At 64.0% G+C, this 17958-nt stretch carries 20 protein-coding genes; 12 read left to right on the top strand and 8 right to left on the bottom strand.

Annotated elements, in window-relative coordinates:
* Window positions 1–247: 247 nt before the first annotated feature.
* From J4E58_RS06380 to J4E58_RS06360, 5 genes are all read left to right on the top strand, one after another.
* Window positions 248–1897: a phosphoethanolamine transferase gene (locus tag J4E58_RS06380; protein WP_087089055.1), complete on the top strand. Its 1650-nt coding sequence runs from the start codon at window positions 248–250 to the stop codon at window positions 1895–1897.
* A gap of 84 nt (window positions 1898–1981) precedes the next feature.
* The gene (locus tag J4E58_RS06375; protein WP_087089053.1) at window positions 1982–2665 is read left to right on the top strand and encodes a class I SAM-dependent methyltransferase; all 684 of its coding nucleotides are present in this window, start codon (window positions 1982–1984) and stop codon (window positions 2663–2665) included.
* 123 nt (window positions 2666–2788) lie between these two features.
* Complete coding sequence (gene rnd, locus J4E58_RS06370) at window positions 2789–3922, top strand: ribonuclease D (RefSeq protein WP_087089051.1); 1134 nt, start codon at window positions 2789–2791, stop codon at window positions 3920–3922.
* The gene (locus tag J4E58_RS06365) at window positions 3919–4212 is read left to right on the top strand and encodes a YcgL domain-containing protein (protein WP_007926915.1); all 294 of its coding nucleotides are present in this window, start codon (window positions 3919–3921) and stop codon (window positions 4210–4212) included. Before rnd ends, J4E58_RS06365 begins: the two co-directional genes overlap by 4 nt.
* 127 nt (window positions 4213–4339) lie before the next feature.
* On the top strand, window positions 4340–5272 hold the full coding sequence (locus tag J4E58_RS06360) for a D-2-hydroxyacid dehydrogenase (RefSeq protein ID WP_087089049.1): 933 nt from the start codon (window positions 4340–4342) through the stop codon (window positions 5270–5272).
* Window positions 5273–5399: 127 nt separating this feature from the next.
* On the opposite strand, the gene J4E58_RS06355 is transcribed toward J4E58_RS06360, so the two are convergent.
* Window positions 5400–5993, bottom strand: coding sequence for a nitroreductase family protein (locus J4E58_RS06355; protein WP_087089047.1), 594 nt, complete (start codon window positions 5991–5993; stop codon window positions 5400–5402).
* Window positions 5994–6273: 280 nt separating this feature from the next.
* Here J4E58_RS06355 and J4E58_RS06350 point away from each other — a divergent pair, with 280 nt between their 5' ends.
* Together J4E58_RS06350 and J4E58_RS06345 are read left to right on the top strand one after the other, a co-directional pair.
* On the top strand, window positions 6274–6723 hold the full coding sequence (locus tag J4E58_RS06350; protein ID WP_007926912.1) for a YcgN family cysteine cluster protein: 450 nt from the start codon (window positions 6274–6276) through the stop codon (window positions 6721–6723).
* Between the two features lie 46 nt (window positions 6724–6769).
* Window positions 6770–8008, top strand: coding sequence for a hypothetical protein (locus tag J4E58_RS06345; RefSeq protein ID WP_087089044.1), 1239 nt, complete (start codon window positions 6770–6772; stop codon window positions 8006–8008).
* A gap of 125 nt (window positions 8009–8133) precedes the next feature.
* Here the strand turns inward: J4E58_RS06345 and J4E58_RS06340 are convergent, their stop codons facing one another.
* The 4 genes from J4E58_RS06340 to J4E58_RS06325 all read right to left on the bottom strand — a co-directional run bounded on the left by J4E58_RS06340 (window position 8134) and on the right by J4E58_RS06325 (window position 10352).
* Window positions 8134–8511, bottom strand: a complete 378-nt coding sequence (locus tag J4E58_RS06340; protein WP_087089042.1) for a DUF2892 domain-containing protein — start codon at window positions 8509–8511, stop codon at window positions 8134–8136.
* An 88-nt stretch (window positions 8512–8599) separates the two neighbouring features.
* Window positions 8600–9067, bottom strand: coding sequence for an RNA methyltransferase (locus tag J4E58_RS06335; protein ID WP_007926908.1), 468 nt, complete (start codon window positions 9065–9067; stop codon window positions 8600–8602).
* 183 nt (window positions 9068–9250) lie between these two features.
* On the bottom strand, window positions 9251–9616 hold the full coding sequence (locus J4E58_RS06330; RefSeq protein ID WP_007926907.1) for a YajD family HNH nuclease: 366 nt from the start codon (window positions 9614–9616) through the stop codon (window positions 9251–9253).
* A 49-nt stretch (window positions 9617–9665) separates the two neighbouring features.
* Window positions 9666–10352 (bottom strand): hypothetical protein, encoded by a 687-nt coding sequence (locus tag J4E58_RS06325; protein WP_063428882.1) that lies wholly within the window; start codon window positions 10350–10352, stop codon window positions 9666–9668.
* A gap of 75 nt (window positions 10353–10427) precedes the next feature.
* Here J4E58_RS06325 and J4E58_RS06320 point away from each other — a divergent pair, with 75 nt between their 5' ends.
* Window positions 10428–10733 carry a hypothetical protein gene (locus J4E58_RS06320; RefSeq protein WP_007926905.1) on the top strand — a complete coding sequence of 102 codons (306 nt, stop codon included), beginning with the start codon at window positions 10428–10430 and terminating at the stop codon, window positions 10731–10733.
* On the opposite strand, the gene J4E58_RS06315 is transcribed toward J4E58_RS06320, so the two are convergent.
* On the bottom strand, window positions 10730–11203 hold the full coding sequence (locus J4E58_RS06315; protein ID WP_087089040.1) for a cyclic nucleotide-binding domain-containing protein: 474 nt from the start codon (window positions 11201–11203) through the stop codon (window positions 10730–10732). The genes J4E58_RS06320 and J4E58_RS06315 overlap by 4 nt on opposite strands.
* A gap of 103 nt (window positions 11204–11306) precedes the next feature.
* On the bottom strand, window positions 11307–13361 hold the full coding sequence (locus tag J4E58_RS06310) for a S9 family peptidase (protein ID WP_087089038.1): 2055 nt from the start codon (window positions 13359–13361) through the stop codon (window positions 11307–11309).
* Window positions 13362–13462: 101 nt separating this feature from the next.
* Here J4E58_RS06310 and J4E58_RS06305 point away from each other — a divergent pair, with 101 nt between their 5' ends.
* Genes J4E58_RS06305 through J4E58_RS06295 form a run of 3 tightly spaced genes read left to right on the top strand, consistent with a single transcriptional unit; the run spans window position 13463 to window position 15313 of the window.
* On the top strand, window positions 13463–13957 hold the full coding sequence (locus tag J4E58_RS06305; protein WP_087089036.1) for an MFS transporter: 495 nt from the start codon (window positions 13463–13465) through the stop codon (window positions 13955–13957).
* 25 nt (window positions 13958–13982) lie between these two features.
* Window positions 13983–14759 carry a class II glutamine amidotransferase gene (locus tag J4E58_RS06300; protein ID WP_007926899.1) on the top strand — a complete coding sequence of 259 codons (777 nt, stop codon included), beginning with the start codon at window positions 13983–13985 and terminating at the stop codon, window positions 14757–14759.
* Window positions 14760–14770: 11 nt separating this feature from the next.
* Entirely contained in the window at window positions 14771–15313 is a 543-nt protein-coding gene (locus J4E58_RS06295) for a DUF2937 family protein (protein WP_087089034.1), read from the top strand.
* A 289-nt stretch (window positions 15314–15602) separates the two neighbouring features.
* Here the strand turns inward: J4E58_RS06295 and J4E58_RS06290 are convergent, their stop codons facing one another.
* Complete coding sequence (locus J4E58_RS06290) at window positions 15603–16517, bottom strand: LysR family transcriptional regulator (protein ID WP_087089031.1); 915 nt, start codon at window positions 16515–16517, stop codon at window positions 15603–15605.
* Between the two features lie 134 nt (window positions 16518–16651).
* On the opposite strand from J4E58_RS06290, the gene J4E58_RS06285 reads away from it, so the two are divergent.
* Complete coding sequence (locus J4E58_RS06285; RefSeq protein WP_007926893.1) at window positions 16652–17938, top strand: MFS transporter; 1287 nt, start codon at window positions 16652–16654, stop codon at window positions 17936–17938.
* Window positions 17939–17958: the final 20 nt, after the last annotated feature.

The following is a 17958-nucleotide window of genomic DNA, read 5'->3' as shown; positions in this document are numbered from 1 at the left end:
TGACGAGGGAGTGGCCGAGGGCGGCTCATTATTTGCGCCCGACCCGAATGGGGCAAGACGCATCGCTCGCCAGTGCGCGCGGGTCGTTTTCACCGAAAAAAGTTTTGGCAAAGGGCTATGCCAACTATTTGTTGGCTTCTTTTTCACGAAACGTTGATGGTCGGCTACCTAAAGTTCGTGCTGTCGTGGGCGGTCATTGAATAACAGGCCTGACGACGCACTTCTTTCAAGGAACAAGTCGATCGTCATGCTAAACATCAAACCCCTGCGTCCCGAATGGGTGACGTTGATTGCCTGCGCCTTTTTATTGCTTGGCTGCAACTTTGTGCTCTGGCAGCACCTGTTTAGCATTACCGCCTCGGACACCCGCGGCATCGCCATGCGCGTGGCTTTCGGGGTGATGATCTTCTGTGCCTTCAACCTTATCCTGACCTGGCTGGCGTTTCGCCGGATATTTAAGCCGGTGCTGGTTTTATTGTTTATGGTCAGTGCCGGCGTGGCTTATTTCATGGGCCAGTACGGAGTGCTGATAGATGCCGGAATGTTTCGCAACTTCGCCGAAACCAATGCAACGGAAGTGCGTGACTTACTCTCCCTGAAGTTGCTTGTTTATATTCTGTTCCTGGGTGTATTGCCTTCCTGGTTATTGTGGAAAGCCCCGATCAATTATCGTCGCTGGCACCGCGAGTTATTGAGCAAGTTGCTGGTATCCGTTATGTGCGCGGCGGCCATTGGCGGGGTAGCCCTGGCCAACTATCAGGGGCTGGCCTCGCTGTTTCGCAATCACCATGAATTGCGCCTGATGATAGTGCCGAGCAACTACGTGGGCGCTTCCATCGGCTACCTGCGCGAGCAAGTGGTTTCGGCGCGCCAGCCCTTCGTCAAGATCGGGGAAGATGCCCAGCGCAATCCGACCTGGCAAAACCATGCGCGCAAGTCGCTGACGGTGCTGGTGGTCGGCGAAAGTGCCCGGGCCGAGAACTTCGGCGTGCTGGGCTACGAGCGCGACACCACGCCGAAACTCAGCCAGGAAAACGGCCTGATCGCCTTTACCGACGTGTCGTCCTGCGGCACCGAGACCGCGGTCTCGGTGCCCTGCATGTTCTCCAACATGGGGCGCAAGAACTACGACGCCAGCAAGGCGAAGAACGAGGAAGGGCTGCTGGACGTGCTCAAGCGCGCTGGGCTCGAGGTGATCTGGCGGGACAACCAGTCCGGTTGCAAGGGCACCTGCGACCGGGTGACCCTCGACGACGTCAGCAACCTCAAGGACCCGGCGCTCTGTGCCAACAGCGAATGCCGCGACGAGATCCTGCTCCAGGGCCTGCAGCACTTCATCGATACCCTGGACAAGGACACCGTGCTGGTCCTGCACCAGATGGGCAGCCACGGGCCGGAATACTTCAAGCGCTACCCCAAGCAATACGAGCGCTTCACCCCGGTGTGCCAGAGCAACGCCCTGAACAATTGCAGCCGCGAGAGCATCGTCAATGGCTACGACAATACGCTGCTGTACACCGACCACGTGCTGGCGACCCTGATCGACCTGTTGCGCAGCAACCAGGACAAGGTCGATACCGCCATGCTCTATCTGTCGGACCACGGCGAGTCCCTGGGCGAATACAACCTGTTCCTGCATGGCACGCCCTACATGCTCGCGCCGTCGCAGCAAAAACATGTGGCAATGCTGGCCTGGTTCTCGGACAGCTATCAGAAGGCCTTCTCGGTGGACACCCATTGCCTGCAACTGAGCCGGGAAAAACCGCTGAGCCAGGACAATCTGTTCCACTCGATGCTCGGTCTGCTGGAAGTCGACAGCCGGGTCTACCAGCCCGACCTGGACCTGTTCGCCGGCTGCCGGGGCAGCGTGGTCGACGGCGTGTTGGCGCGGCAATGAAGCCTTGATCGGCGTTCGACCTTTTTTTCACGATCGGGGCGGTAACCTGTTTTTCATCCAAGACTTACAAGAGCCAGTAGATCCATGTCCGTGCACCCTCCATCCCCCCTCGAGCTCGAGTTCGCCAGGCGTTATGACCAGGCGCACGCGCGCGTCTGTGGCGACGAGCGCCCGCTCGGGTTGGGGCGGCGCCTGTCGTTGTGGCGCGACGAGTGGCTGGTTCGCCGCGCGTTGAAGGTGGCGGGCGAGCCGGGGCTGATTCTCGATCTTGCGTGCGGCGCAGGGCGCTTCTGGCCGGTTCTGGGCGAGCACAGTAATCGGGTGATCCTGGCGGCGGACCCGTCCCAGGACATGCTCAACCACGCCCAGACCCACCACCCGGCGAGCCTGCTCAGGCGGGTCAGGACTTTCCAGAGTTCGTCGTTCAGCATCGGCCTGTCGGCCAACGCGGTGGACTGCATCGTCTGCCTGCAACTGTTCCCCCATGTCGCCAGCAGCGAGGCGCGCCTGGCGTTGCTGGGCGAATTCCATCGGGTCAGTCGCGACTCGGTGATCCTCGCGGTGCGCATCGATAGTCGCTTGAAAGTCATGCGCGACCGGCTGGAGGGCAACGACACCCTGCAATTGCAGCGTGCTCCACGCATGGACGTCAGCCGGGCGCGGGTCGAGGCCGAGTTCAAGGGCGCGGGGTTCGAAGTGCTCAGCCACCAGGATTTCATTCCCGGCTGCGCCGCCTGGCGGGTTTACGTCCTGCGCAAACAGGGGTAGCCGACGGCGTTCGGACTATTCTTGTGGCCCGGGCGCCGATTTCGCGCAGGCTCTTGTCGAGTGAATGCTCAGAAATCGCCGAGGGCGATATATACTGCGCGCCATTCTTCAAGGGAGAGCCGTGTGGCCATCGATATTCACTGGATTCGCGACAACGATAGCCTCGGTCAATTCTGCACCGAGTGGCAGAAGCTGCCATTCGTCGCCCTCGACACCGAATTCATGCGGGTCGACACCTTCTATCCGATCGCCGGCCTGTTGCAGGTCGGCGATGGCCAGCGCGCTTACCTCATCGACCCTTTGACCATCGACGACTGGCAGCCGCTGGCGGCCTTGCTGGAGAACAGCGCGGTGGTCAAGGTGGTGCACGCCTGCAGCGAGGACCTCGAAGTCCTGCTGCGCCTGACCGGCAGCCTGCCGGCACCGTTGTTCGATACGCAACTGGCGGCCGCCTACCTGAACCTGGGGTTCTCCATGGGCTACTCGCGGCTGGTCCAGGAAGTGCTGGGTATCGAGTTGCCCAAGGGCGAGACCCGCTCCGACTGGCTGCAACGCCCGCTGTCGGAAACCCAGGTCAGCTACGCCGCCGAAGACGCCGTGCACCTGGCCGAGGTCTTCACCCAGCTGCGGCCGAAACTGTCCGAGGACAAATACAACTGGGTGCTGGAAGACGGCGCCGAGCTGGTGGCCAACCTGCGCCGCGAAGTCGATCCCTATGAGGTCTACCGCGAGGCCAAGCTGGCCTGGAAACTGTCCCGCGCGCAACTGGCGGTGCTGCGTGAACTCTGCGCCTGGCGCGAGCGTGAGGCACGGGCACGGGACCTGCCGCGCAACCGGATCGTGCGCGAGCACTCGCTGTGGCCGTTGGCCAAGAGCCAGCCGGACAACCTCGGCGCCCTGGCGAAAATCGAAGACATGCACCCGCGCACCGTGCGTCAGGACGGCGAGTTCCTGCTGGGCCTGATCAAGCGTGCCGCCAGCGTCAGCCCCGACCAGTGGCCGCCGGCCGTCCCCGAGCCGTTGCCGATGGAAGCCTCGGCCCTGCTCAAGCGCCTGCGCGCTGTGGGTCAGGCTGAAGCCGAGCGCCTGGGCATCGCCCCGGAACTGATGCTGCGCAAGAAAACCCTGGAAAGCCTGCTCAAGAGCGGCTTTCCTAACGGACCCTACCAATTGCCCGATTCGCTGCGTGGCTGGCGCCGCGAATTGATGGGCCAGGTGCTGCTCGACAGCCTGGCCACCGCCGGAGAACAGCCATGAAACGTATCTGCTCGATCTACAAAAGCCCGCGCAAGAACGAGATGTACCTCTATGTGCTCAAGAGCGATGCCCTGGAGCGCGTGCCGGAAAACCTGCTGGCGGCGTTCGGCAAGCCGCAGCACGCCTTCGACCTGGTGCTGAGTCCCGAGCGCAAGCTGTCGCGCGAGGACATCCACCAGGTGCTGGAAAACCTCGAGAAGCAGGGTTACCACCTGCAGATGCCACCGGCCGAGGACGAGTACATCGAGCACTTGCCCGAAGAGCTGCTGCGCCGTAATGATCCGGTCTGACGGACACCTGTAGATGCCCTGTCCAGGGCATCGTTGAAAATGGAACTGATTCTATCTGGCGGCTGCCGCGATCGATGGAGCGATACTCCGTCGGTGGCTGCCTGCACCGTTTTGTAAGGTTTGAACCATGCGCGTTCTGATTGCCGAACACGATCACGCTATTTATGCCCGTTTGTTGCGTCAGCTGGCACCTGACCTGGAAGTGCTCACCAGCGGCGATTCCGCCGAGCTGTCGAAGCTGGCCGCGGACTGCCCGGTCTGGCTCGGCCAGCCGGACCTGCTGGCCACCCTGTTGCGCCAGGGCCACCAGCCGCAGTGGCTGCAATCGACCTGGGCCGGCATCACGCCGCTGCTTGCCGATGGCCTGCCACGCCATTACCGGCTGACCCGCGCCGTGGGGATCTTCGGCCAGGTCATGGCCGAATACGTGCTCACCTACATGCTCGGTCACGAGCGCGAAGTCTTGGCGCGCCTGGTCAGCCAGGTCGAGCGCAAGTGGGATAACCGCACGGGCCAGAGCCTGGCCGGGCGCAAGGTGCTGATCGTCGGCGCGGGCGATATCGGCCAGAGCGTGGCGCAGTTCCTCTTGCCGTTCGGCGTCGAGCTGTACGGCATTGCCAGCGAAGCCCGGGAGCAGGCGCCGTTTATCGAAGTGGCGGCCTTGGCGGACCTGGGACGTTTGGTCGGTGAGGTGGATTATGTGGTCAACCTGCTGCCCAACACCCCGCACACCCATGACCTGTACGACACGGCGCTGTTCAAGCGTTTCAAGCCGACCGGCCTGTTTATCAATGTCGGCCGCGGGGTCGCGGTGGTCGATGCGGATCTGGTGGACGCCTTGAAGGAAGGGCATCTGGCGGGGGCGGTGATCGACGTCTGCCGCCAGGAACCGCTGCCGCAGCGCCATCCGTTCTGGACCGCCTGGGGCCTGCTGCTGACCGGCCACAGCTCGGCGCCGACCTCGCCGACCCTGATGGCGCAGCTGTTCATCGACAACCTGCGGGCCTATCAGGCCGACACGGCGTTGCGTGGCGAAGTGGATTTCACCCGGGGGTATTGAGGGGAATCACAGACTCTGTAGCCGCTGCCGAAGGCTGCGATAAGTCCGAAGGACTTCAGCGATCTCAAGATCCTGCGCCCACGTTGTGGGCGATCGCAGCCTGCGGCAGCGGCTACAGGTTGCTGGTTTACAGGCTGAAATCGCCTTCGGCCGCGGTTTCGCTCAGCGGGCGACGCGGGCTTGGCTCTTCGCGGGCCTGCAGGTATTCGGCGAGGCTCGCCTTGTCACCCAGCTTGCCGACGGCCACGGCGGCATGCAGGGCATAACCTTCTGGAATCTTCAGCTCCTTGCGGGTCAGCTCCTGGTCGAACCCGGCCATGCCGTGGGTGTGCCAGCCGCTGATGCTGGCTTGCAGGGCCAGGTGGCCCCAGGCCGAGCCGGTGTCGAAGGTGTGCCACAGGGCCGGGGTTTCCTCGCTGGCGCCCGGCGCGGTGAAGGTGGTTTTCGAGATCACGATCACCAGCGCCGAGGCGTGCTGCGCCCAGCCACGGTTGAACTCATTGAGCAGGCCGAGGAAGCGTTCCCAGTTCGGCGTGTCGCGGCGCGCATAAAGAAAGCGCCACGGCTGCGAGTTGTAGGCCGACGGCGCCCAGCGCGCGGCTTCGAAGAAGCTCAGCAGGGTTTCCTCGGGAATGGTTTCGCCGGTGAAGGCGCGCGGCGACCAGCGCTCGGTGAACTGCGGGTGGATGGCGTACTCGGCAACGCGGGGATTGGCGCTCATGACAGAGATTCCTGGCTACGTTTGAGAATGAAAGGTGGATAAACCGGCGAGCGCAGTTGAACTGGGCAATGAGGTTTGTCCTGACCCTGGGGCGGTTCACCGGTGCGACGCGGTCGAGCGCTAATGGCACGCGGACGTGGGTCTTTGCGACAGGCAAAGCTACTGCGCGGCATGCGGCCTGACAAGTAGTGCCTTACCGACAGTCGCCAGCGCTTGGCCCGCGGGGCCTTGGGCACTAGACTGGCGGCCTTTTCCCTGTCCGATACCGATTACCTGAGCCATGGCCGCCAAAGTTGAACCCTTCTGGATCCGCAAAACCCTCGAACAACTCGATCAGGAGGAGTGGGAGTCGTTGTGCGACGGTTGTGGCCTGTGCTGCCTGCAGAAGCTCGAGGATGAAGAAGACAACAGCGTCTACTACACCCGCATCGCCTGCAAACTGCTGGACCTGAAGACCTGCCAGTGCAGTGACTACGCCAACCGCCGGGCCTCGGTGCCGGACTGTATCCAGCTCACCCCGGGCAAGGCCGATGAGTTCAAATGGCTGCCGCCGACCTGCGGTTATCGCCTGGTCAGCGAGGGCAAGGACCTGCCGCTCTGGCACCATCTGGTGTGCGGTGACCGCGACGCGGTGCACCATGAGCGTATTTCCCAATCCGGACGCATGCTCGCCGAAGGCAGCGTGGCCGAGGAAGACTGGGAAGATCATCTGATTTTCCGCGCCGGCTGAAGGTACGCCGCGCTCGCGTTCAAGGTTGTTTCACGAAGGAGTGTGTATGGCTGTGGGGGCAAGGCTGGCGCTGGCCGGCTGGCTGCTGGTGCTCAGTGCGCCGGGGTGGGCGGCGAAAAAAATCGATCTGGATTACCACGTGCGCCTGTTGCCGCAGAGCGACCAGGCCGAGGTACGCCTGACCCTGGCGGAGGGCGCGGCGGTACGCAGCCTGGATTTCAACCTGGGCAAGCATGGCGATTACAGCGACTTCAAGGCCGATGGCCAATGGCAGCCCGGGGCGGCCAAGCCGCCCGCGGTACAGCGCGGCGTATGGCGCCCGGCCGGCGGCAAGGCCAGCCTGAGCTACCGGGTGCGAATCAGCCACAGCCTGAAGAAAGACAGCTTCGACAGCCGCATGACCCCGCATTGGGCCTTGTTGCGTGGCGACACGCTGGTGCCGGCGGCGAAGCTCGACCAGCAGGACGGCATCGAGCTGGTGTCGCGCCTGGAGTTCGAGTTGCCCGCGGGCTGGAAAAGCGTGGAGACCGCCTGGCCACGGATTGGCAAGAACCGCTTCCGTATCGATAACCCCGCGCGCCTGTTCGACCGGCCCACCGGCTGGATGCTGGCCGGCGCCCTGGGCAGCCGCCGCACCCGGCTGGGGGAAACCGAAGTCACGGTGGCCTCGCCGCAAGGGCAGGGCATGCGACGCATGGATGTGCTGACCCTGCTGACCTTCGTCTGGCCGCAGATCCAGGCGACTTTTCCCCGTCATCCAACCAAGTTGCTGATCGTCGGCGCGGCCGACCCGATGTGGCGCGGCAGCCTGGCCGGGCACGATTCGCTGTTCTTGCACAGCCGCCTGCCGCTGGTCAGCGAGAGCGGCACCAGCCCGCTGCTGCGCGAAGTGATCCAGGTCTTTGCCCGGATCAATGACAGCGAGCGCAGCGACTGGATCGGCGAGGGCCTGGCGGAGTACTACGCCATAGAGTTGATGCGGCGCGCTGGCGGCATGAGCGACGAGCGTTACCAGGCCCTGGAGACTCGGTTGGCCAAGAGCGGCCACGGCGTCAGCAGCCTGCGTGGCGAACAGGTGGACGCGCCGGTGGTGGCCAGGGCGGTGTTGCTGTTGCAGGAACTGGATCGGGAGATCCGCCTGAAGACCCGCAACAAGCGTTCGCTGGATGACGTGACCCGGGCGGTGATGCGTCTGGAGCGTGTCAGCACCAAAGAGTTCATCCAGCTCAGCGAGAGCGTGCTGGACGGCTCGTCGAAGGTGCTCGACAGCGATTTGTTGCATTAGTGGAGTCGACCGCTTTGCGGTCATCGCGAGCGAGCTCGCTCCTACAGGTTTTGCGCAATCCCCTGTAGGAGCGAGCTTGCTCGCGATAGCGCTGGTTCATTCAACGCGGCGTTCGAGGCCGCCGATCAAACCCCGGCCTTGGGCGATTTCAACGAATCGTTGCCGGTTACGGTCGCGGTACGGGTGGCCGCCTCGGCATTGGCCTTGAGGGTTTTCAGCTCCGCGCCGGCACGCTCGATCTTCGCCCGCACGTTACTCATATCCTGGCGGCTCTTCTCCAGCAGGCTTTTCGCCGAGCTGTGGCCGGTGATGCCACGGGCCAGGGCGACCCCGCCGATGGCGACCTGGATCAGGCCGAACACACCGCCACGGCGCAGGCCCTTGCCGACCATCACCACGCCGCCGGCCAGCGAGCCGATGCGCTCCCAGCCTTGTACGTTCTGCTCCGCCGGGCTCTGGAAAGGGGTGGTTGCGATGGGTTCCAGTTGTTTGCTGTCGCTCATGATCTGTCTCCAGGGGGGATGGATATAAAGCTGACTGCGCTGGCGCGTCGCTTGTTCCATCGAATGTGCGGCGAACTCGAAGCAGTGCTCAGAACTTGGGGCCGGAGCGGGTGTTGTTGCCCTTGGCCAGGCGGTCGTAGAGCACCACGTTGACGGTGGCGGCGAGGTTCATGCAGCCGGTGGTCGGGATGTAGACCACGTCTTCGCACCAGTCGCGGATGTCCTTGTCCAGGGAGCCGTCTTCCGGACCGAAGATGTACAGCGCGCGATCCGGGTGGGTGTACTCCGGCAGAGAGCGGGCGCCTTCCACCAGTTCCACCGCCACCGGCACGCAGCCCAGGGGCAGGATCTTCTTCAGGTCGTCGATGCCGATCAGCGGGATGTCCTGGTGGACCTTCTTGGTGTCGGTGACGAAGTCGCGGGCCCGTTCATAGCGCTTGCCGGTGTAGAACACCGACGCGACGCCATAGCAACCGGCGGCGCGCATCACCGAACCGACGTTCTCCGGTGACTTGGGGTTATACAAACCAATGCAGCTGTACCTTTTGTTTGCCACGAGCGGGTGCCTTCGAGAAAAATCGCGATTATACGGGGATTGGACGAGGGGCGTGAGGCTCGTGGATAGCGGCGTCCCGGCTGACGCCAGCGCAAGCAAGCTCGATTCTACAGAGGTACGCAAGAGCTGTAGAAGCGAGCTTGCTCGCGAAAGAAAGGACCGGACAAAACAGCCGTGAGGACGTTATTCGTCGTCTTTCTTCATCAACCCCGCCAGCGCGGCGAAGGGGTTGTGGGTGGCCTTGGCGACTTTCGGCGTGCTCAGGGAGCCTTCGCCGAAGTACTGCTGGTCGGTGTAGCGCGAGTGTTCGTTGTCGTGGCAGTACAGGCACAGCAGTTCCCAGTTGGAACCGTCCTGCGGGTTGTTGTCGTGGTTGTGGTCGCGGTGGTGCACGGTCAGCTCGCTCAGGCGCTTGCCGGAGAACTCGCGGGCGCAGCGTCCACAGACGTGCGGGTACATCTTCAGGGCCTTGTCGCGGTAGCCCATCTCGCGGTCGCGCTGGGCGTCGGCGAGGATGCGGTCGAGCTTGGAAGTGTTGGTCGAACTCATGGGTTCACCTTTAGGCAAAGACTAATGACGGTAATGAGCCCAGTTTAGCTCAGGCCTTGAGCTTCTCGGCAATCCAGATGGTGTGGCGGGTGCCCTTGTTGCCGTGGGCGAAGACTTGCACTTCCTCAGCCTTGAAGCCGGCCTTGCGCAGCTTGTCGGAGTATTGCTTGTCGGCGCTGGCCGACCACACGGCCAGCACGCCCTTGGGCCGCAGGGCCCGGGCGCAGGCTGCCAGCCCGGCGGCGGAGTACAGCCAGCTGTTGGCCTTCTGGGTCAGGCCTTCAGGGCCGTTGTCGACGTCGAGCATGATCGCGTCGAACCCCTGGGGTTCGGCCTGCAGCACCTTGGCCACGTCCTCCATGCGGATCACCGTGCGCGGGTCGAGCAGCGGCCGGCCGGATTTTTCCCCCAGCGGTCCGCGGTTCCATTCGACCACCCCCGGCACCAGTTCGGCGACCACCACTTCAGCACCCTTGCCCAGGTGCTTGAGGGCCGAGGCGAGGGTGAAACCCATGCCCAGGCCGCCGATCAGCACCCGCGAATTCGGCCGCCCGGCGACCTTGCGGCAGGGGATCTCCGCCAGGGCGTCTTCGGAGCCGTGCATGCGGGTGTTCATCAATTGCCCGCCGTCGCCGCCCTGGATCTTGATGACAAAATCCTCGCCGTATTCGAACAGGCACAAGGCACCGCCATTTTCGGGAATCGGGGTGGTGTCCAGCAGAACGAAACGTTTCATGAGGGTCTCAATGAGGAAGGCAAACCGCCCCGGTTGGGAGTAGCCTGAGGGCTGACAATAGCGATGGAGCCATTGATGAAGCGCACTATTCTAACGGTCATTGCCCGCGCAGCGCTCTTGCTAAGTGCGGCGCTCGCGATGAGCGCCGTGCACGCCGAGGAACTGCAGGCGGTGCCCGTGACTCCGGTCCCCGCCGCCGGCTCGCCCGGCACCGCGACCCCGACCCCTTATCCGCAAGTCACGCCCCCCAGCACCCCCAAGGCCACGGCCCATGGCGGTGCGCCATTGCTGCCGCCGATCGACATGCCCAAGCCGCCTAAGGACCAGACCTTGCCAGGGTTGCAGCAGAACGAGACGAAAACCAGGACCCCGGGTAGCTAGACCTGTTGCGACAGCAGCTGCCCGTCGGCCATGCGCAGGCGCCTGGACAGTGACACGGCGAGGGCGCGGATGATCTTGGCGGCGATCTTCGGCGCGTCGTTGAGCATTTTCTCCAGCGAGTCCTTGCCCAGGTTGAGCAACCGGCAATCGCTGGCGGCCACGCAACTGGCCGAACGCCGCTCGCCATCGAGCACCGCCATCTCACCAAAGGCCCGACCGCTGCGCAGGGTGGCGATGGTCACGCACACGCCTTCGCTGTTGGTCTTCTGCACGGCCACCTGGCCGGAATGGATGATGCACATGAAGCTGCCGGCATCGCCTTCGCGGAAGATCTCCTGGCCCTGGGCGATGCTGCTGATGCTGAAGTAACCGGCGGCGGCATTGAAGTCGGCCGGCAAGAGCTGATCGAACAATCCGCAGTCCATCAGCCAGTCGCGGATTTCATTGTTCAACAAGGTAGGTTCTGGCATGTCGTCACGGTCTTTTTCTTGTGTCTGTTGCGGTCCCGGGCAGGTGCGGTATAGCTCGGGGCCGGCGGTCCTGGGTTAAGACAGGAGCGCCGGCCGGAGTTCCTCAGGCAATGCCCAGAATCTTGAAAACAAATGCATATTCGAGCGCTACGTCACGCAATCCCTGGTAACGCCCGCTCATCCCGCCGTGGCCGGCGCCGAGCTCGGTCTTGAGTAGCAGCAGGTGGTCGTCGGTCTTGGTGGCGCGCAACCGGGCTACCCACTTGGCCGCCTCCCAGTACTGCACGCGGCTGTCGTTGTAGCCGGCGATCACCAGGGTCGCCGGATAGGCCTTGGCCTCGACATTCTCATAAGGCGCGTAGGCCTTGATCCGCGCGTAGACCTCGGGCTCCTCGGGGTTGCCCCATTCGTCGTACTCGGTGACGGTCAGCGGCAGCTCGGGGTCGAGCATGGTGTTGAGCACATCGACGAACGGCACCTCGGCAATCGCCGCCTTGAACAGTTCCGGGCGCTGGTTGAGCACCGCACCGATCAACAGTCCGCCGGCGCTGCCGCCGCTGATGGCCAGTTGCTTGGAAGTGGTCAGGCCCTGGGCGATCAGGTGTTCGGCGCAGGCGATGAAGTCGCTGAAGGTGTTCTGCTTGTGTTCCTGCTTGCCGGCGCGGTACCAGGCTTCGCCCAGCTCGCCGCCGCCACGCACGTGGGCAATGGCGAAGGCCACGCCGCGCTCCAGCAGGCTCAGGCGCGCATGGGAGAACCACGGGTCGAGACTTTCGCCGTAGGCGCCGTAGCCGTAGAGGTACAGCGGTGCCGGCCGGCCCAGGGCTTCGCGCTTGATCACCAGGCTGATCGGCACCTGGGTGCCGTCGGCCGCGGTCGCCCACAGGCGCTGGCTGACATAGGCATCCGGGTCGAACACGCCGAGCACCGGGGTTTCCTTGAGCACTTTCTGTTCGCCGCCGGCCAGATCCAGCTGGCGGATCTGCGCCGGACGGTTCAGCGCTTCGTAGCGCAGGCGGATGCGCTGGCTGACGAATTCCAGGCTGTTCTGCACATGCAGGCTATAGGCCGCATCCGGCAGTTGCACGCGATAGGCCGGCAGGCCCTCGGGGTGCACCTCGATGATCGGCAGGCCGCCTTCGCGCAGGCTCAGGGTCATGGCCGAGCTGTTCAGGCTCAGGCCTTCGAGCATCACGCTATTGCTGTGGGGGATCAGGTTCTGCCAGTCGGCTTCACCCGGCACCGTGCCCTGGTCCGGCGCCTGGTAGAGGGCGAAGTTGATGCCGTCGCGGTTGCTGCGGATAAACCAGGTCCACTGGCCGTCGAGCAGGCCGTGGTCGACGTCGTATTCATGGTGTTCGACCCGCGGCGCCAGGCAGGTAAAGGCCTGCTGCGGCTGCGCCGCGTCGAGTACCCAGACCTCGCTGGTGGTCTTGCTGCCCAGGGACAGCAGCAGCTGTTTCTCCGAGCTTGAGCGGTAGCAATGCAGGAAAAAGCGCCCGTCCGGCTCATGGAACACCTCTTCGGCGGCGGTGCCGTCCAGGCGATAACGCAGCAGCTTGTGCGGGCGGTGGGTGTCGTCCAGCTCGCCGAAGAACAGGGTCAGGCTGTCGTTGGCCCAGGTCATGCTGCCGTCGCAATCGGCGAACGCCAGTTCGCTGACCTTGCCGCTGGACAGCTCCTTGACGAACAGGGTGTAGACCTCTTCGCCGCTGGTATCGAGGCTGTAGGCCAGGCGCTGGTGGTCGGGGCTGATGCTGAAGGCGCCGAGGGAGAAGAAACCACCCTTGGCCAGTTCGTTGGGGTCCAGCAGCAGTTGTTCCTGGCTTTCGTCGACGCTCAGGCTGTCGTCGGCCGGGCGCGGGCAGCGGTAGTGCCGGGCGTATTCGTCGCCGGCGGTGGTGCGGGTGTAATACAGGTACGGGCCCCAGGGGGAGGGCAGGGACAGGTCGGTCTCGAGGATCCGGCCCTTGATTTCCTGGAACAGGGTTTCACGCAGCGCCGCCTGGTCGGCGAGGGCGGCTTCCTGGTAGCTGTTTTCGGCCTTCAGGTAATCGAGCACGGCATCGGTATCGCGCTCCTGGAGCCAGGCGTACGGGTCCGGGCCTTCGGCCTTGCGGGCGATCGGGGCGCTGGTGACGTGGGCGGATACGGGCATGAAGGGCTCTCGGGGCGGTGACAATTAAGGGCGCGGCAGACGGCGGTGCAGCCTGGCATGCGAAAAGCCGTTATCATAAGCGCCTCTTTGCCTGCCTTGCCATGGACACCATGACCGAGAACGACTATCTGATCGCTTGGGGGCTCTACGCCTTCGCCGCCTTGGGCTGCCTGCTGGTGTGGATGCGCCTGACCCGCTGGATGTGGCGCTGGCTGCGCGAGCCGCTGCGAGTGCTGGTGGCGGTGCTGCTGTTCAGCCCGACCGTGGTCGACCCGGCCAAGGAGATGTTCGCCCCGGCCGTGGCCATCACCGCCCTGGACATGTTGTTCAAGGTCGGCAACAACGCCTGGCGCGCGGTCTCCGACCTGTTCATGTACGGCGTGATCGCCTTCGGCATCTACCTGGTGTTCGTCCTGATCCGCTGGCCGATCGAGCGCGCCTCCACGGCTCGCAAGGAACAGGCCGAGGCCGCCAAGGCCGCGGCCCGTGCCGAAGAGCCGGACGACCAGCCTTTCGGCGGCGCCGGCGACGATCGCTACGGCCGCCCGCCAGTGCCCAGCAACCCCCAGCGTTCGCGGATCGAGCCGCGTCTGTAACACGCATTGAAGCGAGAGTCCGAGCATGTGTGAGTTATTGGGCATGAGCGCCAATGTACCGACCGATATCGTGTTCAGCTTTACCGGGCTGATGCAGCGCGGCGGGCGCACCGGCCCGCATCGCGACGGCTGGGGCATCGCTTTCTACGAGGGCCGCGGCCTGCGCCTGTTCCAGGACCCGGCGGCGAGCAGTGAGTCGGAAGTGGCCAACCTGGTGCAGCGCTACCCGATCAAGAGCGAAGTGGTGATCGGCCACATTCGCCAGGCCAACGTCGGTAAGGTCTGCCTGTCCAACACCCATCCGTTCGTGCGCGAGCTGTGGGGGCGCAACTGGTGTTTCGCCCACAACGGCCAGCTGGCGGACTTCCAGCCTCCCACCAGCTTCTATCGTCCGGTGGGCGATACCGACAGCGAAGCGGCTTTCTGCGACCTGCTCAACCGGGTGCGCGAAGCCTTTCCCGAGCCGGTGGAAGTCGAGGAACTGCTACCGTCGCTGGTGGCCGCCTGCGCCGAATATCGCGGCAAGGGCGTGTTCAACTGCCTGCTCAGCGATGGCGACTGGCTGTTCTGCTATTGCTCGACCAAGCTGGCGCAGATCACCCGCCGCGCGCCCTTTGGCCCGGCCCGCCTGAAGGATGTCGATGTGATCGTCGACTTCCAGGCGGAAACCACGCCCAACGACGTGGTGACGGTGATCGCCACCGAACCTTTGACCGAAAACGAAACCTGGACTCGCTACGAGCCGGGCCAATGGAGCCTGTGGCGGCGCGGTGAATGCGTCCTGCACGGCCAGACCGAATAAGGACATCCCCTATGTTGCTCAGTTATCTGCGGCTGGTGCTGTTTGCGGCGGGCCTGTTGATCGGTGTACAGGTGCCGGGTTTCATCAGCGATTACGCCAAGCGCGTCGAGGCTCACCTGATCGAGGCCCAGGCCGGCCTGCAAGGGTTTCAGGGCACCGCCAACCAGTTCTTCAAGGGCGATCTGCAGGCGCTGGTCGCCCACTATGGGGCCAGCGACGATCCGGTGTTTCGCAGCGACGCCGACAGCCTGGGCAATCTGCTGGTTCGCCAGCGCGCCCTGGACAAGCAGTTCCAGGCCATGCAGGGCCCGTGGTACATCCGCCTGCTGCAAGTGGTGCTGGCCGCCGACCCGGATATCCGCCAGGAAACCTGGAATGGCTACAGCTACCAGATCCTGCTGACCCCGCAAGCGATGATCTGGGCCATGAGCGGCGCCTTGCTGCTGTCGTTCGGCCTGGAATGCCTGTATCGCCTGATCGACTGGGTGGTGCTCGGCGGCAAGCGCCTGCGCCAGAGCCGGCCGATCGAAGAGCGTGACTTGAAGGGTTTGTGACCGTAGCCGCTGCCGTAGGCTGCGATCGACGGCGCAGCCGTCGTAAACCAGCCGACGCGTTTTTCCAGGCAGATCGCGGATGCAGGTTGTGCGGCAACTGCGTTGCCGTTCGCAGCCTCGGCAGCGGCTACACGGACGCCGCGATCCCTGTAGCCGCTGCCGCAGGCTGCGATCGGTTGCGCAGCAACCGCAAAGATGGCTGGCATCACAAATGCTCATCGAGCCGGTTCACGCAGGCTGCGCCCGCGATCGCAGCTGCGGCAGCGGCTACAAAAGCATTCGCGGCGGATCAGCCCGCCAGGACGATGTAGTTCTCGCCGACCTTTTGCGCATAACGCTCCAGCACTTGCTGGCACAGCACCACCACCTCTTCCACCAGTTCGACCCCCACCCGCCATGACACCACCACCTGCAGGTTCGGCGGGCGCTGGTCGATGGCCAGCAGGGTCAGTTCGCCGCGCGCCAGTTCCTCGCTGACCAGCACCGGCGGCAAGGCGCCGATGCCAAAACCGTCGCGCAGCAGGCGGGTAATGGCCGACACCGAGTTCACGCAGTTGAGCCGTGGCGCGCTCACCCCGTTGGCCTGCATCAGGCTCAGCACTTCCTGGTGCGGCAGGGAGTTCTTCGAGTAGGTGATGATGCGTTCCCGGGCCAGCTCGGCCAGGTTGGCGTACTCGCGGTTGTAGATCGAGTGGCTGGCGACTATCCAGCCCATCGGGTGGCTGGCCAGTTCCAGGCTGCGAATGGATTCCTGGCGCAGCAGGTCGGTTTGCAGCACCAGGTCGAGAAAGCCTTTCTGCAACTGGTCGCAGAGGTTCAGCGAGGTGTCGGCCACCAGCTCGATTTCCACCTGGGGATAGCTGTCCATCATCCGCGCCACCAGGGGGCTGAGCCAGGTGTGGATCACCGTGTCCATGACGCCGATGCGAATCCGCCCGACCTTGCTCGAACGGGTCTCGATCGACTGTTTGAGCGCCTGCATGGTGTCCATCATCTGCTCGGCATAGTCGAGCACCTTGAGGCCTTCCGGGGTCAGGCTCACGCCGCGCGAGTCGCGCAGGAACAGCTTGACCCCGAGCTCGCCCTCGAGCACGGCGATGCGGCTGGAGATCGACGCCTGGGTGGTGAAGAGTTTGTCGGCGGTCAGGCGAAAGCTTTTCAGGCGCGCCACCCAGACAAAGGTTTCAAGAAACTTGAGGTTCATGCGATCAACTTTTCTTATGTCTGGAGGCGGTTTTTATTAGTTGGACGGAGCAGGGCGCGGGCGCCAAAAATCGCTGCGTCTCACGATAAGCGTCGTCGGGACCCAGAACAATATTAATAAGGTGGAGATTTGCCATGAGTGCGCCCGACACGCTCGCCGCCAGCAAGGCCAAAGGCCGCGCCGGCCCCTTCGACTGGTACCGCGACATCAACCAGCAGGAACGCCGCACGTTCTGGAGCTGCAAGGCCGGTTACGGCCTGGATGGCATGGACACCCAGATGCTCAGCTTCGTCATCCCGACCCTGATTGCGCTGTGGGGCATCAGCTCCGCCGAGGCCGGCCTGATCCACACCAGCACCTTGCTGGCTTCCGCCCTGGGCGGCTGGATCGCCGGCATCCTGTCCGATCGCATCGGCCGGGTTCGCACCCTGCAACTGACCGTGCTCTGGTTCGCCTTCTTCACCTTCCTGTGTGGCCTGGCGCAGAACTACGAGCAACTGCTGATCGCCCGGACCCTGATGGGCTTCGGTTTCGGCGGCGAGTGGACCGCCGGCGCGGTGCTGATCGGCGAAGTGATCCGCGCGGAAAACCGCGGCAAGGCGGTGGGCATGGTGCAGTCCGGCTGGGCCTTGGGCTGGGGCATCACGGCACTGCTCTATGCGCTGATGTATTCCCTGCTGCCGCCGGAAGACGCCTGGCGCGCCTTGTTCCTGCTGGGCATCCTGCCGGCGATCTTCGTGATCTTCGTCCGTCGCCTGGTCAAGGACCCGGAAATCTACCGACAAACCCGGGCCCGGGAAGTGCCCGACAACCCCTCGCGCTTCTACGAGATTTTCGCCCCCGGCATTCTCAGCACCACCCTGCGCGCGTCGCTGCTCGCGGCCGGCGCCCAGGGCGGCTATTACGCCATCACGTTCTGGCTGCCGACCTTCCTCAAGACCGAGCGCGGCTTGAGCGTTCTGAGCACCGGCGGCTACCTGGCGATGGTGATCTTCGGTTCTTATGTGGGCTATGTGATCAGCGCCTATCTGACCGACATTCTCGGGCGCAAGAAGAACTTCGTCCTGTTCGCCGCCGGCTCGTTCACCATCGTCCTGCTCTACACGCAAATGCCGGTGAGCAACGCGGTGATGCTGTGGCTGGGCTTTCCCCTGGGCTTCTTCGCTTCGGGGATCTTCAGCGGCATGGGCGCCTTCCTGACGGAGCTGTTCCCCACGCGGATCCGCGGTTCGGGCCAGGGCTTCTGCTACAACAGTGGCCGGGCGCTGGCGGCCCTGTTCCCGCTGCTGATCGGGCTGCTCAGCCAGCACATCCCGCTGGGCGCGGCCATCGGCACCTTCGCCGCTGTGTCCTACGGCATCGTGGTCCTGGCGGCCCTGAGCCTGCCGGAAACCCGTGGCAAACAACTCGAAGCGCGCTAACTGATAATCTGTGGGCATCC

The organism is Pseudomonas sp. FW305-25 (assembly GCF_017351415.1).
Taxonomy (GTDB): Bacteria; Pseudomonadota; Gammaproteobacteria; order Pseudomonadales; family Pseudomonadaceae; genus Aquipseudomonas; species Aquipseudomonas chlororaphis.
Note: the sequence above shows the minus strand (reverse complement) of the source record. Positions and strands in the feature narration are given on the sequence as shown.